At 48.8% G+C, this 15,510-nt stretch carries 12 protein-coding genes and 1 pseudogene; 10 read left to right on the top strand and 3 right to left on the bottom strand.

Features of this window, described 5'->3' with window-relative positions:
• The first annotated feature begins 70 nt into the window (after positions 1–70).
• The 4 genes from HW447_RS07640 to HW447_RS07625 all read left to right on the top strand — a co-directional run bounded on the left by HW447_RS07640 (position 71) and on the right by HW447_RS07625 (position 5,657).
• Positions 71–2,794 (top strand): translation factor GTPase family protein, encoded by a 2,724-nt coding sequence (locus HW447_RS07640; protein ID WP_176254725.1) that lies wholly within the window; start codon positions 71–73, stop codon positions 2,792–2,794.
• The gene (gene fliB / locus HW447_RS07635; protein ID WP_243176238.1) at positions 2,742–3,944 is read left to right on the top strand and encodes a flagellin lysine-N-methylase; all 1,203 of its coding nucleotides are present in this window, start codon (positions 2,742–2,744) and stop codon (positions 3,942–3,944) included. The genes HW447_RS07640 and fliB overlap by 53 nt, the downstream gene beginning before the upstream one ends.
• A gap of 139 nt (positions 3,945–4,083) precedes the next feature.
• Positions 4,084–4,920, top strand: a complete 837-nt coding sequence (locus HW447_RS07630; protein WP_176254724.1) for an Mrp/NBP35 family ATP-binding protein — start codon at positions 4,084–4,086, stop codon at positions 4,918–4,920.
• 23 nt (positions 4,921–4,943) lie between these two features.
• Positions 4,944–5,657, top strand: coding sequence for a GTP pyrophosphokinase (locus tag HW447_RS07625; RefSeq protein ID WP_176254723.1), 714 nt, complete (start codon positions 4,944–4,946; stop codon positions 5,655–5,657).
• Positions 5,658–5,691: 34 nt separating this feature from the next.
• On the opposite strand, the gene HW447_RS07620 is transcribed toward HW447_RS07625, so the two are convergent.
• The gene (locus HW447_RS07620; RefSeq protein ID WP_176254722.1) at positions 5,692–6,495 is read right to left on the bottom strand and encodes a GNAT family N-acetyltransferase; all 804 of its coding nucleotides are present in this window, start codon (positions 6,493–6,495) and stop codon (positions 5,692–5,694) included.
• Positions 6,496–6,692: 197 nt separating this feature from the next.
• On the opposite strand from HW447_RS07620, the gene HW447_RS07615 reads away from it, so the two are divergent.
• The 6 genes and pseudogenes from HW447_RS07615 to ltrA all read left to right on the top strand — a co-directional run bounded on the left by HW447_RS07615 (position 6,693) and on the right by ltrA (position 13,530).
• On the top strand, positions 6,693–7,058 hold the full coding sequence (locus HW447_RS07615; RefSeq protein ID WP_176254721.1) for a CidA/LrgA family protein: 366 nt from the start codon (positions 6,693–6,695) through the stop codon (positions 7,056–7,058).
• 1 nt (position 7,059) lies between these two features.
• Positions 7,060–7,764 (top strand): LrgB family protein, encoded by a 705-nt coding sequence (locus tag HW447_RS07610; RefSeq protein WP_176254720.1) that lies wholly within the window; start codon positions 7,060–7,062, stop codon positions 7,762–7,764.
• 71 nt (positions 7,765–7,835) lie between these two features.
• Positions 7,836–8,795: a LysR family transcriptional regulator gene (locus HW447_RS07605; protein WP_176254719.1), complete on the top strand. Its 960-nt coding sequence runs from the start codon at positions 7,836–7,838 to the stop codon at positions 8,793–8,795.
• Between the two features lie 135 nt (positions 8,796–8,930).
• A complete protein-coding gene (locus HW447_RS07600) occupies positions 8,931–10,217 on the top strand; it encodes an SLC13 family permease (RefSeq protein ID WP_176254718.1) in 1,287 nt (428 codons plus the stop codon).
• 12 nt (positions 10,218–10,229) lie between these two features.
• On the top strand, positions 10,230–11,666 hold the full coding sequence (locus HW447_RS07595; protein ID WP_176254717.1) for a serine hydrolase domain-containing protein: 1,437 nt from the start codon (positions 10,230–10,232) through the stop codon (positions 11,664–11,666).
• A 503-nt stretch (positions 11,667–12,169) separates the two neighbouring features.
• A pseudogene (gene ltrA, locus HW447_RS07590) lies at positions 12,170–13,530 on the top strand (group II intron reverse transcriptase/maturase).
• An 86-nt stretch (positions 13,531–13,616) separates the two neighbouring features.
• On the opposite strand, the gene HW447_RS07585 reads toward ltrA, so the two are convergent.
• Both HW447_RS07585 and HW447_RS07580 read right to left on the bottom strand, forming a co-directional pair.
• Positions 13,617–14,252 carry a GNAT family N-acetyltransferase gene (locus HW447_RS07585; RefSeq protein WP_176254716.1) on the bottom strand — a complete coding sequence of 212 codons (636 nt, stop codon included), beginning with the start codon at positions 14,250–14,252 and terminating at the stop codon, positions 13,617–13,619.
• A 30-nt stretch (positions 14,253–14,282) separates the two neighbouring features.
• Positions 14,283–15,452, bottom strand: coding sequence for an NAD(P)-dependent malic enzyme (locus HW447_RS07580; RefSeq protein WP_176254715.1), 1,170 nt, complete (start codon positions 15,450–15,452; stop codon positions 14,283–14,285).
• Positions 15,453–15,510: the final 58 nt, after the last annotated feature.

The following is a 15,510-nucleotide window of genomic DNA, read 5'->3' as shown; positions in this document are numbered from 1 at the left end:
ACTATCTCGACCAAAGCCTCCTTTTGTGGTATAATGCAGTATTATGCAATCGCGGAAGGAGGCAATTTTTATGGGCGAACAGAAGTCCGATAAAATTAAAAAACATATATGTGCTGGTCTGTTGGCCCATGTAGACGCGGGCAAGACTACACTGTCGGAGGCGATTCTCTATCTGGCCGGGGCCATACGAAAGCTGGGACGGGTAGATGACCGGGATGCTTTTCTGGACACGTATGAACTGGAGCGGGCCAGGGGGATCACTATTTTTTCCAAACAGGCCGTGTTCTCTCTGGAGGATACGTCCGTTACTCTGCTGGACACTCCCGGCCATGTGGACTTTTCCGCAGAGATGGAGCGGACTCTGCAGGTGCTGGACTGCGCTATCCTTGTGATTAACGGGGCAGACGGCGTCCAGGGTCATACGGAAACGCTGTGGCGTCTGTTAAAGCGCTACCGGATTCCGGTGTGTCTTTTTGTCAATAAAATGGATCAGCAGGGGACGCAGAAAGAGACGCTTATGGCAGAACTTAAGAGCCGCCTGGATGAGGCCTGCGTGGATTTTGGCGGCTGGCAGGCGCAAGGCGGTGCATGGGATCCCCAAACAGAGGATCCGGAGGGCTTTGAGGAAAGTCTGGCTGTCTGCGATGAAGCTGTATTGGAAGCGTACCTGGAATCCGGAGAGCTTCCGCCGGATACAGCAGCGCGCCTGATGGCAGAGCGGAAACTGTTTCCGTGCTTTTTCGGTTCTGCTCTTAAATTGCAGGGGATTGAGAGCTTTTTGAGGGAACTGGGGGAAATAATACCGGTTCCTGAGAGAAGCTCTTGTTTTGGCGCAAAAATCTATAAGATATCCAGGGACAGCCAGGGGATGCGGCTGACCCATCTTAAGGTAACCGGAGGCGTCCTTCGGGTGAAGGATACATTGATAGAAGATGAGAAGGTAAATCAGATCCGCATTTACTCAGGAGCTAAATATGAGACTGTCCAGGAGGCGGAGGCAGGAACCGTATGTGCGGTGACGGGACTTGTATCTTCCAGGCCAGGTCAGGGGCTGGGGGAAGAGGCGGCCTCGGAACTTCCGATTCTGGAGCCGGTTTTGACGTATCGGATCCTTCTGCCGGAGGGGGAAGATGTCCATAAAAGTCTGCGGGATCTGCGCCAGCTGGAAGAGGAGGAGCCGGAGCTTCATATCCTGTGGGAGGAAGCGACAGGAGAAATCCAGGCCCAGGTCATGGGCGACGTGCAGATTGATATTTTGCAGACACTGATCCGGGAGCGATATGGCCTTTCGGTGGAATTTGGCACAGGGAACATTGTGTATAAGGAGACGATTCTGGAGCCGATGGAGGGAGTGGGACATTTTGAGCCTCTGCGCCATTATGCGGAGGTGCATCTTCTTCTGGAGCCGGGTGAGCCAGGCAGCGGCCTGCAGTTTCATACGGCCTGCAGTGAGGATGTGCTGGATCGGAACTGGCAGCGTCTGATTCTTACCCATCTGGAGGAAAAACGCCACCGGGGAGTGATGACCGGGGCGGAGATTACGGATATGCGGATCACGCTGCTGACTGGAAGGGCACATATTAAGCACACTGAGGGAGGAGACTTCCGCCAGGCTACCTACCGGGCACTGCGTCAGGGGCTGCGAGCGGGAAAATGCCGTCTGCTGGAGCCTTATTATGGATTTCGCATGGAGCTTCCTGCAGAGAATCTGGGAAGGGCCATGGCAGATTTTGAGAGAAAATGCTGCGTCTTTGATCCGCCTCAGACCCAGAAAGAGACGGCGGTTCTTACGGGAAAAGGGCCGGTGGTAAATCTTCGGGATTACCAGAGGGAGGTGACGGCATACACCAGGGGAAGAGGTCGCCTGTCTCTGTGGGTTAAGGATTACGAGCCCTGTCATAATGAGGAAGAAGTGATCCGGGCCGCCGGGTATGATCCTGATGGGGATCTGGATAACCCAACTGGATCCGTGTTCTGCTCCCACGGGGCCGGGTTTGCAGTACCCTGGGATCAGGTGAAGCAGTATATGCATCTGGAAAGCCCCTTAAAAAAGAAAGAGGAGGAGGGGAAAACGGAAGCAGACCGGAAAATGGGCGGCGTGGGAAACGGCCGTTTTAGTGGGTCCTGGGCGGATGATAAAGAGCTGGAAGCCATTTTCCAGCGGACCTTTGGGCCGGTTCGCAGAAGAAATCCAAATCAGGAAGCGCCTGCCCGACGGGTATATACAGCCGGCAAAACGAACATTTCTGCCCCGAAAAAGGAAGAGGAAACAGAATATCTTCTGGTAGATGGCTATAATATCATTTTTGCCTGGGAAGAACTGAGAGAGCTTTCAAAGACCACCATCGAGGGAGCCCGCCATAAGCTGATGGACATTCTCTGCAACTACCAGGGCTACAAAAAATGCACGCTGATCCTGGTATTTGATGCCTACAAGGTATCGGGAAATACTGGAGAAGCGCTGGATTACCACAATATTCATGTCGTTTATACAAAAGAAGCGGAAACGGCAGATCAGTATATCGAAAAGCTGGCTCACCGGATCGGCCGCACCTATCAGGTCACGGTGGCTACCTCAGACGGCCTGGAGCAGCTGATCATCTACGGTCAGGGCTGCCGTCTGATGTCTGCAAAAGATTTAAAAGAGGAGATTGAGTGGACAAACCGCCTGATCCGCGAGGAAAAGGAACGCCTGGGAACACCGGGGAAAAATTACCTGTTCCAGAATACAGGAGAAGAACTTGGCAGCTATCTGGAAGATATCCGTCTGGGACGCAGGGACACAAAATCATAAGAAAGGCATAAAAGGTATGCTTTATATCTACCCCCATTATTACAAACGTTTTACGTGTATTGCGTCGGAATGTCCCGACACCTGCTGTGCCGGCTGGTCCATCATGATCGATGAACGGTCTCTTAAGCAGTATGGAACGGTAAAAGGGCCTTTTGGCAATCGTCTGAAAAATTCCATCGACTGGAAGGAGGGATCTTTTAAACGATATAAGGGCCGCTGTGCCTTTCTGAATGAGGAGGATCTCTGCGATCTCTATATCGAAGAGGGAAAGGACAGCCTGTGCAGAACCTGCAGGATGTATCCCCGCCATACGGAGGAATTTGAAGGCTGCAGAGAGATTTCCCTGTGCCTATCCTGCCCGGCGGCGGCAAAGCTGATCCTGGGCTGTAAGGAACCGGTGCGTTTTCTGGAGAAAGAGGATGAGAAGGAAGAAACATACGAAGAATTTGACTTCTTCCTGTATACAAAACTCACAGATGCAAGGACGCTTATTTTAAAAATACTGCAGAACCGGCAGATGGAAATGGAACTTCGCCTGTCGATGGCGCTGGCTCTGGGACACGATCTTCAGCGCAGGATTCGGGAAAACAGGCTTTATGAGGCGGACGCCCTGTTGGTCCGGTATGAGAAGGAAAACAGGGAGGAATATTTTAGAAAAAAGACTGTTTTTGGAAGCCGTTACCGGCTGATGCAGGATTTATTTTCTATTTTAAGGAAAATGGAACCCTTAAACGCTGCGTGGCCCCGGGTTCGGGAGAAACTGGCTGCTGCACTGTATGAAGGCGGGGAAGAGGCCTATAAGGCCGGCTGGAAGGAATTTGCGGCTGCCTGTCCCGACCTGGAGTTGTGGACCGAGCAGATGATGGTCTATTTTGTGTTCACCGGTTTCTGCGGGGGTGTTTACAACGAAAATCCGTATGGGAAGTTAAAAATGGCTGCGGCCTCCGTGCTTGTGATTCAGGATATGGCTCTGGGGCGATGGATGGAGCAGAAATGCCTGACGCTGGATGAAATGGCTGATACAGCCCACCGATATTCCAGGGAGGTAGAACATTCAGATGAGAACCGGATCCTTTTAGAGAAATGCCTTACCAAGGATGAGCGTTTTGGCCTGACGGCGTTTTTAGGGGCGATTCAGGAAAAATGCTGAGCAAACAGAAAGGCGCTCCATTGTTCGCTGTGAAATACACGGGAAAGGAATGGACATTCTAAGAGGAAAGCCGTATAATAAAAACAATAGCTGCCTCCAGGCAGAAGAAGGAAACGAAGTTTAGAAGGAGAAAGTGACCATGAGTGAATGTAATCATGACTGCGGCTCCTGCAGTGCTAACTGCGGCAGCCGTACAGCAGATAAAACAAGCTTTTTAGAAGCGCTGGCACCGGAGAGCAGGGTAAAGAAGGTGATCGGCATCGTCAGCGGAAAGGGCGGAGTAGGCAAGTCTCTTGTGACCTCCCTGATGGCTGTGAGCGCCAACCGCAGGGGGAAACATACCGCTGTGCTGGATGCGGATATCACCGGCCCGTCAATCCCCATGGCGTTTGGAGTAGCAGACGAGAAACCGGCAGTGACGCCTGACGGCCGTCTGATGATTCCTGCAAGATCCCTGGAGGGGATAGATATTATGTCTGCCAATCTGCTTTTAGACAATGCGACAGACCCTGTGATCTGGAGAGGTCCTGTGATCGCCGGCGCGGTAAAGCAGTTCTGGAGTGAGACGTTGTGGCAGGATGTGGACTATATGTTTGTGGATATGCCTCCTGGAACCGGGGATGTGCCTCTGACGGTATTTCAGTCTCTTCCTGTGGACGGGATCATCATTGTAACCTCTCCTCAGGAGCTGGTGAGCATGATCGTTGGAAAGGCGGTCAATATGGCAAAGAAAATGGATATCCCCATTCTTGGCATTGTAGAAAATATGAGTTATCTGGAATGTCCGGACTGCGGCAGGCATATTAATGTGTTCGGTGAGAGTCATGTGGAGCAGGCGGCCAGGGAATATGGCTTAAAGGTTCTTGCGCAGATCCCGATTGATCCGAAGCTTGCCCAGATGGTAGACGGCGGCCGGGTAGAATACATAGATATGCCATGGTTTGAAAAAGCAGCAGAGGCTGTACTGGCCCTGTAGCACAAAATGAGGTGGCAGAATCAATGAATATCAATCTTAGTCCCAACAGCGAGCTTCACCAGTCCATTGTCCGTGTTCCTGATCTTGTTCAGGTGCCCGATATCTGGCTGGATCAGGCCCGACAGTTCCAGCAGGTGATGATGCATTATACCTGCGCCATCCGGGAGGTAAAGACGAAACTGGAGGTCTTAAATGACGAGCTTTCTGTCAAAAACCAGCGCAACCCCATTGAGATGATCAAGTCCCGTGTAAAGAAGCCTCTCAGCATTGTGGAGAAACTGCAGCGCAGGGGATTGGAGGTATCTTTGGAGTCCATGGTTAAAAATCTGGATGATGTGGCGGGAGTGCGTATCATCTGCTCCTTTGTGGATGATATCTATGAAGTGGCGGAGATGCTGGTGCGCCAGGACGATGTAAGGGTCATCGCTGTGAAGGATTATATCAAAAATCCCAAGCCAAACGGCTACCGAAGCTACCACATGATCATCGAGGTTCCGGTCTTTTTCACGGATTCCAAACAGTTTATCCGGGTAGAGGTTCAGATCCGCACCATTGCCATGGACTTCTGGGCAAGCCTGGACCATGAATTGAAATACAAGAAATCTTTTTTTGACACGGATGGGGAAATCAGCGGTGAGCTGAAGCAGTGTGCCGATGTGATTGCCCAGACGGATGAAAAGATGCTTGAGATCCGCAAACGAATCGAGGCCCAGGGAGTAGAGGTGCGCCGGGATTAGCGCAGATATATAAAAAGCCGCGTGATGCAGCGGCTTAATAGAGATAAAAGGACAGGGTTTCCGTTATGCGGAAGCCCGTTTTTTTGTACAGCGCCAGGGCAGGCTCATTTTCACCGGAAACCTGAAGGCTGACAGCGGTAAAGCCGAGTGCGGCCAGACGGGAAAAGAGATTCGTTAAAAAGGCGGCGCCGAGTCCCTGGTTCCTGTAAGGCTCCTCTGTGACCAGATGAGAGAGATATACCCTCCCCCCTTGGGGGGATAAGAAACAGGATACATGAGGAGCGACGGCGCGGCCGGTATCCTGAAAGGAGGCGCTTTCCGGGGAAAGCTGCGGCTGATCAGAAGAAACAGCCGCAGCCCCATGGTTTCGTTTTCCATCAGGGAGAAACAGGGTGACGGGGAAAGAGGGCGCTGTCCGGGGAAACATAAATCCTTCTAAAGAAAGCTCCATCATATACTCGTCATAAACCTTCTCTGCCTGGATTGCCTCAAGAACTGCGGCCCAGGTTTTCTGTCCGGGACGGCAGGTGAACCAGAGTTCTTCTTCTCCGGGACAGTTTCCGGCTTTGCAGGCCTCTGATAAAAGGGCGGAGAATACGCCTTTTTTCCGGCAGCCGGGATCTGTAAGAGGAATACATTCCCAGGAAGCCTCCCCTGTCTGAAACAGGATCAGGCATCCTGCAAGCGAACCTGTCTTTTCATCGGCAGCCAGCCAGAAACCATCTCCATCTGTGCCGAGGGGGTCAAAAATATCGCCGGAGGCGGCGCAGGCAGAGAGGAGCCCGGACAGCTTCCGGTTCCATTTTTGGGTCAGTTTTGTTTCAAAAAAGAACCTCATAAAATTTTCCTTTCCAAAGGGAATTATTTTCGTTAAAAATTGCAGAGGCCGGAGGACAAGGCGTCCGCTGGTTTTATTTTAGGCCCTGCGCCAGTCAAATGCAAGATTGTATTTTCTCTGTATTTTGGCATTTCACACCTTGCATATGGAAAAATGCAGTGGTAGAATATGACAGCATGACACAGGAGGAAAAAGACATGAAGTATGTAAAACAGATTGGCATTATTTTGGGGATCACACTGGCGGGAGAATGTTTAAATCAGTTCCTGCCTCTTCCTGTACCCGCAGGCGTATACGGCCTGTTTCTGCTGCTGGGCACTCTTCTCACCGGCGCGGTGAAGCTTGAGAGTGTAGAAGGCACCGGCAACTTTCTTATGGATACCATGAGCATGATGTTTATTCCCGCTACGGTGGGAATCATCGAGTGCGCGGATCAGCTGCGGACGGTACTGCTTCCGTTTCTTCTGATCATCGCAGTGTCCACTATCGCTGTTATGGCAGTGACCGGAAAGGTGGCTCAGCATATGGTGGAAAAGAAAGAAAGAGAACAGGGAGGACGGTAAGATGAAAGAGACATTACAGGGATTTTTAGATCAGTCCCAGTATTGGGGGCTTGTATTCAGCATTGCAGCCTATCTGTTTGCCTGCTGGCTGAAAGAAAAAACACGGCTGGCTATTTTAAACCCGCTGCTGGTATCGGCGGCGATTATTATTGTATTTCTTGTGGGCGTAGGGGAGGATTATACGGTATATAACCAGGGAGCCTCCTACCTGAGCTGGCTTCTGACACCGGCCACCGTCTGCCTGGCTATCCCTCTGTATAAGCAACTCCACCTGCTGAAAAAGCACGGCGCTGCCGTAGCTCTCAGCATTACTGCCGGGGTTATCACCAGTGCAGTGAGTATTTTCCTCATGAGCCGGATCCTGGGGCTGACCCATATCGATTATGTGACGCTGCTTCCAAAGTCCATAACCACGGCTATTGGAATGGGTGTCAGCGAGGAAGCGGGCGGAATTGTCACGCTGACTGTTATGAGTATTATTCTCACCGGTGTGATCGGAAATGTACTTGGTGAGATTATTCTGCATCTTACAGGTGTCCGCCATCCTGTAGCCAAAGGTCTGGCCCTTGGCACCAGCGCTCATGCCATCGGCACGGCCAAGGCCCTGGAACTGGGAGAGATCGAAGGGGCCATGAGCAGTCTGTCGATTGCAGTGGCCGGGCTTATGACGGTGATCGCAGTTCCTTTTGCGGCGAACCTGATGTAGGAAACGATTTTTATCAACAGAATAGCGGAGTACATACGGAAATGTCCCTTAAGGAAGAGATTTAGATTAGCATGGAACGTGATATTGATTATGTGATTGCAGTAGCCGAATGTGGAAGCATCTCTCAGGCGGCAGAGATGCTTTATATCAGCCAGCCGTCCTTAAGCCGTTATATTTCCAGTTTGGAACATGATCTGGGAGTGGGGTTGTTTGTACGCACCATCAATGGAACGGAATTGACAGAAGCAGGAAAGATTTATCTGAAGTATGCCAAGGAAATAAAGCTGCTACGGGGAACCATGGAGCATGAATTGCGAAAATTCAAGCAAGCGAATATGAACAGGATTCGAATTGGCATGACATTGAATGCGGCATCCCTATCCATTTTTAATGTAGCGGAAAAAGTGAAACAGCGGTATCCGGGGTGTAGGGTGGAATTGTTTAATATCATGTCAAAGGATATTGAGGAGTCGCTGAAAGAAAAGAAGTATAATTTTGTGATTGGGCCAGATGTGGAAAAAAATCCTGATTTTGGGTATGAAAGGTTCAGCAGCGATCCGTTTGTTCTTATCGTACCAGAGCGTTATGATATCAGCAGATATGTGGAGCATAGGGTAGACAGTTGTTTTCCATATATAAATATGGGAATACTTCCTTCCATGGATTTTGTCCTTCAGGAGGAGTCTACATCTGTTCGTAAAGGGATTGAGCGCTTGGTCCAACATACAAAATACAAAATTACGCCGAAGCTGCTGGTAACAAGCAGTCCGCTTGCCATCCAGGCGGCAGAAAGCGGGATTGGTTGCTGTGTGGTTAATGTAGGGCATTTGGCTTATGTAAATCATGCAGAACGGTTAAATTTTTATCAGATTGAGGAAGAAATAACAGCTTCTTCGGGCGTGGTTTTTCTTCGTACCAAATCCTTTTCTCAAGAGGAAAAATACTGTGTTGCCTGCATCCGAAATGCTCTGTTGGCAGGAGAAAAAGAAATTTTAAAGTATCTGAAGAAAGTTGGAAAAATGGGGATATAGCATAAAGCTATAGCCCTATTTTGTTTTGGCATTGGCGCGATCCTGTAGAATGAATTATACTGTATTTGTCAAAATACAATGCTGGCCAGCAGAGATGAAAGAAAATACAGTATAGCTACTGAAGGAGGATACAGTATGAATATGCCTTTAATATGGGCATTTATCTGCCTGATTATTTTTGTGGTCGTCTTGGCTCACCCGAAGTTTCCAAACTGGATGACATTTGTAAGCATAGCCCCAGTGGCATTCTTTGCAGGTGTAATGGATGCGGATGGGATTTATAGTGTGTTAAACAGCTCCAGCCTGCACTTAATGGTAATTATCTGTATGTTTTCCGGTATGATTGCAGCTACAGGATTGGATGTAATCATTGGTGATTTTATGGATCGGGCTACCAGCTCTCAAATGGGAAAGAAAAAGGAAATGATGATTTTTGCTATCATATATCTATTTTCTGGCCTGATTTCCACTGTGCTACAAAATAGCTATGTGGCTCTTGCATTTCTGCCTGTTTTAAAGAGCATTGCCAGAAAAAACCGAATCAGCCTTTCCAAACTGGTACTCTTCGTTATTTTTGCAACAACATTAGGTGGAGCGATTACTTTGATTGGAACACCTACCAATGTTTATGCAAATTCAGCATTGGAAGAGGCTGGGATAGCTTTGTTTGGAATGCTGGATTTTGCATGGGTTGGAATCCCTATTTTTATCCTGGGCGGTATTTATATGGTAATCATGAATGGATGGTGTAAGTCATATGATGATTTTGGTGATGAAATGGAAGTTCAGACATTGACAGATGCTCAGAAAAATAAGCAGAAAGTTGTGGGTATTGCATTCCTTGTATTTGTGGCTGCGCTGGTGCTGAAATCTTTAAAGGTGATTTCTGTTGATCCGAATTTGGTAGGATATGCGATGATTGCTCTTGCAGTGCTCACTATGGTTGTAAGTCCCAAGGAAGCAATCAGTTCTCTTGATGCTAATATGATCTTATTTTGTGCAGGTATTAATCTGATGATCGCGATTATGAATCAGAGCGGGCTCGGTAATTTGTTTGGAACTGCAATTATCAGTGTAATTGGGACATCTCGAAATCTGTATCTGATTACGGCTGTACTCTGTATTGGTGCCTCCATTGCAACACAGTTTATGAATAACATGGCCTGCGCAGGTATGCTGGCTCCGGTTGGAATTTCAATTGCAGAGACTCTTGGAGCGAATCCTCAGGCCATTGTTTTAGCAATTGCTATTGGAGCAGGCTGCTCTTACTTAACTCCAATTGCCTCAGGAACAAATCAGACCATGATGATTTTTACCAAACTGAAGTTTCAGGATTTTGCTCGTTTTGGTTGGCCTCTTTTAATCATTACCTGGGTCTGCTGTGTGGCAATCCTTCCTCAGGTATTTCCATTTTTTGAATAAGGAGTCACGACAATGAAAAATGAACTTGAACGGTCGTTTCCCTCTCAGGAAGGAATCAACCCAGAATACATTATTGATTTCTTAAATGCCTGTGAAAAGGCAGAGACAGAGATTCATGGAATCATGATTGCCCGACATGGGAAGGTTGTTTTTGAAGCTTATAATTCCCCCTATGCTGCAGATATTCCCCATATTATGCATTCATTTACGAAAATTCTGACCAATACAGCGGTGGCATTGGCATACACAGATGGTCTTCTGGCATTAGACGATCCTATTTTAAAATATTTTCCGGAATATAGAAAGAACGCCAACAAATATCTGAGTGCCTGTACCATTCGGAACATGATTACTATGCGAAATGGACAGCAACGCAGTATTGGCGGAAATGAATGGAGACCTTTAAAAAGCAGCTGGAAAGATGCGTATTTTCAAGTACCCTTTGACAAAAAACCGGGAGAGGTTTATATGTATTCCAGTGGCAACAGCTATATATTGTCTTATATTGTTCAAAAACTGGAAAAAAAGACCTGTCGGGAACTGATCTGGGAACGAATCGGGAAAAAGATAGGTCTGACAGAATTTTCATGGATGCTGAGTCCAGAGGGCGTTTGTTCTGGAGGGAATGGCGTATCCCTTACAGTAGAAGATATGCTACGGATAGGGCTTCTCTATCTGAATAAAGGAAAATGGAAGGGGGAGCAGCTGATTTCCCGACAGTGGATTGATTATGCTATGGGGTATCTGGATCCGATTCCACCGGAGAACGGACTTCAATACAATTTCCACTGGGATCATATAGATGATATTTGGGCAGGTAGAGGGATGTTTGGGCAGATTTGTGGTCAGGTTCCCAAGCTGGATATGGTTTTTGCGATGACAGCGGCAGATGAGCATTACACAGCCATGAGATTATTTCAGACGGAAATTGTGGACAAGGTAAAGGCAGATCAGGAAACTAATTGGGAGAATGCATCTGTGAAAGATGAGATATTAACTCAGAAAGGACTGCGTATGACTCTGGAAGGAAAGAATGCCTCAGTAAAGGAACATATACAGCTGAAGGAAAAAGATTTTGTATGGATACCAGAGGAAAATTGTAACGGTGTGAAACGAGTGGAGCTGCATTTTGAGAGGGATCACGTGCGGTACGTGATGGAAGATAGTCGAGGCTGTCATGAGGTTGTGGCAGGTCTGGAGCACTGGATCTGCGGAAAAACTACTATGACGTGTTCTTATCTTCATCATCAGTATGAGCAGGATATATCACGGATTTCAGCTATTGCGTACTGGAACAGTGCGAATGCGCTGATGATGGAATGGCGTTTTCCGGAAATGGCATTTTTCGATCATGTAAACATCTTATTTGATGGGGAGCAAGTGCGAATGAATCGGTGGGTAAATATGAATTCTCAGGCTAGGAGCTGTCCGACACTGATATTAAAATAGTCCTAAATTAAACCAGGGGGGCGCGGCTTATATATAAGCCGCGCCCCCCTGGTTTCAGTTGTGCGCCTGGCGGCGCACGTTTCTTAAGGGTGCAAGTCCCAAGTCTGCCGGTAGCGGGAAGGACATAGCCGAAGGTAAGGGTGTTGCAGGTGACTGCAAATCTGAAGGAAGCCGGATGTGGGGAACCAACTAACCCATGGGCAAACCTCTGGTCTGACGAACAGAAATCGTATATAAGGCTGTGCATGAGGGTAAGTCTGCAACACAAGATGAAGCCCGATAGCTACACGGAATCATGTGCAGTAAATGTGGCAGATGGATAAAGGGAAAGAAATGTGTGGTACCCGGGGAGGTCTGTGTGGAACGCTCCGAAAGGAGTAACCTGTATCGTGAGGTAGTGCTGAACGCACAGAAGTCAGCAGAGGTCATAGTAGCTGTTTTTTTCAGTGAAGGACCGAATCAATAGGAGTCTTTAGTACGACTGGGAAAGGGGGAATGGGCAGATGGGTACAGAAAACAAAGAAAGCTTCTCACAAAGAGATAGCGCGGAACGTAAAGGGTATGTGAGAGCGCACCGTTCATTCAACCAGATATGGAAGGAAAGAGACCGTGCAGAGCCGGACATCTTAGGTAAGATACTGAATAAGGACAACCTGAACAGGGCTTATAAAAGAGTGAAGGCAAACAAAGGAGCGCCGGGAGTAGATGGAATGACCATCGAAGCGGCACTGCCATGGCTAAAGGAACATAACCACGAGTTGATAGAGAGAATGCGAAAGGGGAAATATACCCCATCGCCGGTCAGAAGAGTGGAAATCCCGAAGCTGGGTATCCCAACCGTCATAGACCGCATTATCCAACAGGCGATGACGCAACAGCTCACGCCAGTCTTTGAGCCACTGTTTTCGGATGATAGCTTCGGCTACAGACCGGGAAGAAGCGCAAAAGATGCCATTGAGAGAATAAAGGAATATATAGAGCAGGGATATACGAGAGCAGTAGTTCTTGACCTGTCCAAGTATTTCGATACGCTGAACCATGAAATCCTGCTGAACTTGTTGAGAAGGCAGGTAAAGGATGAACGAGTGATACAGATGGTAAAGCGGTATCTGAAAAGTGGAGTGATGGAAAAGGGTGTTGTAACAGAGACAGAGGAAGGCGCTCCCCAGGGAGGGAATCTATCCCCACTGTTAGCAAATGTGTATCTGAATGAATTCGACCGGGAATACCACAGACGTGACGTACCGAGTATCCGGTATGCAGACGACATCGTATTGCTGGCGAAGAGTGAACGGGCGGCGGAACGAGTGTTGGAGAGCAGTACGAAATATCTGGAAGAGACACTGAAGCTGAAAGTGAATCGGGAAAAGAGCCGGACGGTCAGCATGATCGCAATCCGAAATTTTGAGTTCCTTGGCTTCTGTTTTGGGAAGAACGGAAAAGGAATTTACATCCGTGTCCATGGAAGAAAGCCAAGGATAAGCTGCGTGAGCTTACTTCCCGAAGCAGGTGCGGCAGTATCATCCGAACCATGGAGAAGATAAAAGTATACATGGGAGGATGGCTAAACTACTACGGGATAGCAGATATGAAGAAGAACATCGAAAGCCTGAATGGATGGCTGTACCGCCGGATACGGATGTGTATCTGGAAACAGTGGAAGCTGCCAAAGACACGCAAAAGAAAGCTGATAGTACTAGGAATGCCGGAATGGGTAGCCAGCGAAGGAGCATATAGCCGGAAAGCTTACTGGCGGATGGCGGGAAGCGGAGTGGTACAAAGAGCATTAACGAAGGAAAGACTGATAAACTGGGGCTTTTATGATTTGGCCACAGCCTATCAGTCTCTGCACATCGACTATTGAAACCGCCATGTACCGAACGGTACGCACGGTGGTGTGGGCGGACGGGAGCTAATCACTCCCCCCTACTCGATTAAATTAAGGAATGTTTAATCCTGCACAAAGGAATGGCTCATAATATAAAATTCATCCTGGCTTGGCTGATATTTTTTTTCCATGGGTTCTAAGGTATCGTCATAGGCGTTGGCCTCATCCTCGGAAATTGCCATCACAGGGCTGCTCTGGTAGAGCCATCTGCGGCCGTCCAGAGCGCCGGGGATCAGTTCCTTTACCATCATGGCGGCGGGGAAAATGCCCTTTTCAATGCAGACGTTAAATTTCCTGCAGCTTTTAAAGCCCTGGCTGACATAAACTGCCGGGCTGCCGAAGATGACGATAGTATCATAGCCCAGCCTTGCGGCTGCCTGAAAGGAATGCTCCATGAGCATTTTTCCAAGGCCCTTTCGCTGGTGCTCCAGGGCCACGCAGACAGGACCGAAGGTAAGTATATTTTTTACAAATCCTGTTTCGTCGGTGAGAGTGGCTTTTGTATACATGATGTTTCCGATGATGCGTCCCTCATCCTCCAGAACAAAATCAAGCGCAGGGATAAAATCCTCATGCTCCCGCATGAGGCGGATCAGATAGTGCTCCGTGCAGCCGGGAACATATACATTGTAAAATGCCCTCCGCGTCAGCTTTTCCACTGCCTCAAAGTCTTTTTTTTCCTCATTTCGTATGATCATTTCTGTTCTTGCTCCAATACGCGGCCAATATCAGATCCGTGCGATCCCTTCCTCCACAGCCACGTCAGCTACGGCTTTTGCTACTACGTCAGCCACAGCCTTGTTGAGAGGAGAGGGGATGATGTTTTCCGGTGTCAGTTCATTCTCAGGTATCATGTCGGCAATGGCGTAAGAAGCCCGCTGCTTCATGGATTCGGTGATCTCCTTTGCGCGGACGGAAAGAGCGCCCTTGAATACGCCGGGGAATACCAGCACGTTGTTGATCTGGTTGGGGAAGTCAGAGCGGCCGGTACCCACTACAGCTGCGCCGCCTGCCAGCGCCTCGTCAGGCATGATTTCAGGGGTTGGGTTGGCAAGGGGGAATACGATGCCCCTGTTCATGGAGGCTACCATTTCCTTTGTTACCAGGCCTGGACGGGACACGCCGATGAAAACGTCTGCGTTCTCTAAGGCATCGGCAAGCGTGCCGTGCTCCTTGTTCCGGTTGCTGATATGAGAAATTTCCTCCTGACCGTGATTTAAGCCTTCATCCCCTTCGCAGATAATGCCGTTGATATCGCACAGGATCACATTTCCAAAGCCCATGTTGATCAGGTGTTTTCCGATGGCAATGCCTGCGGCTCCAGCTCCGTTGATTACGATCCTCAGCTGTCCCATTTCTTTGCCAGTTACCTTGATGGCATTCAACAGAGCGGCAGCTACAACGATGGCAGTGCCGTGCTGGTCGTCGTGAAATACAGGGATGTCGCACATTTCCTTTAAGCGGCGCTCAATCTCAAAGCACCGTGGGGCAGCAATATCCTCTAAGTTAATGCCGCCGAAACTTTTTGAGATCAGGGCGATGGTCTGCACAATGGTATCAGTATCCTTGGAGTCGATGCACAGGGGGAATGCGTCCACATCTGCAAATTCCTTAAACAGGGCGCATTTTCCCTCCATAACCGGCATACCGGCAGCAGGGCCGATGTCACCAAGGCCCAAAACAGCGGTGCCGTCAGTGATGACAGCTACCAGGTTGGAGCGGCGGGTCAGCTTAAAGGACTGCTCGTAGTCCCTGGCGATTACGCGGCACGGCTCGGCAACTCCGGGGGTGTAGGCTAAAGACAGATCCTCTCTTGTCTCAATTTTCTTGCGTGAAATAACTTCGATCTTTCCGTTAAGGTCATAATGCATCTGCAGGGATGCCTGATTGATATCCATGATGGTTTTCCTCCTGTGGTTGATTGTGCATTCCGGGAGATCGTAAGAAGTCCGGGAA

It is taken from the genome of Enterocloster alcoholdehydrogenati (genome assembly GCF_013282095.1).
Classification (GTDB): Bacteria; Bacillota; Clostridia; order Lachnospirales; family Lachnospiraceae; genus Enterocloster; species Enterocloster alcoholdehydrogenati.
Note: the sequence above shows the minus strand (reverse complement) of the source record. Positions and strands in the feature narration are given on the sequence as shown.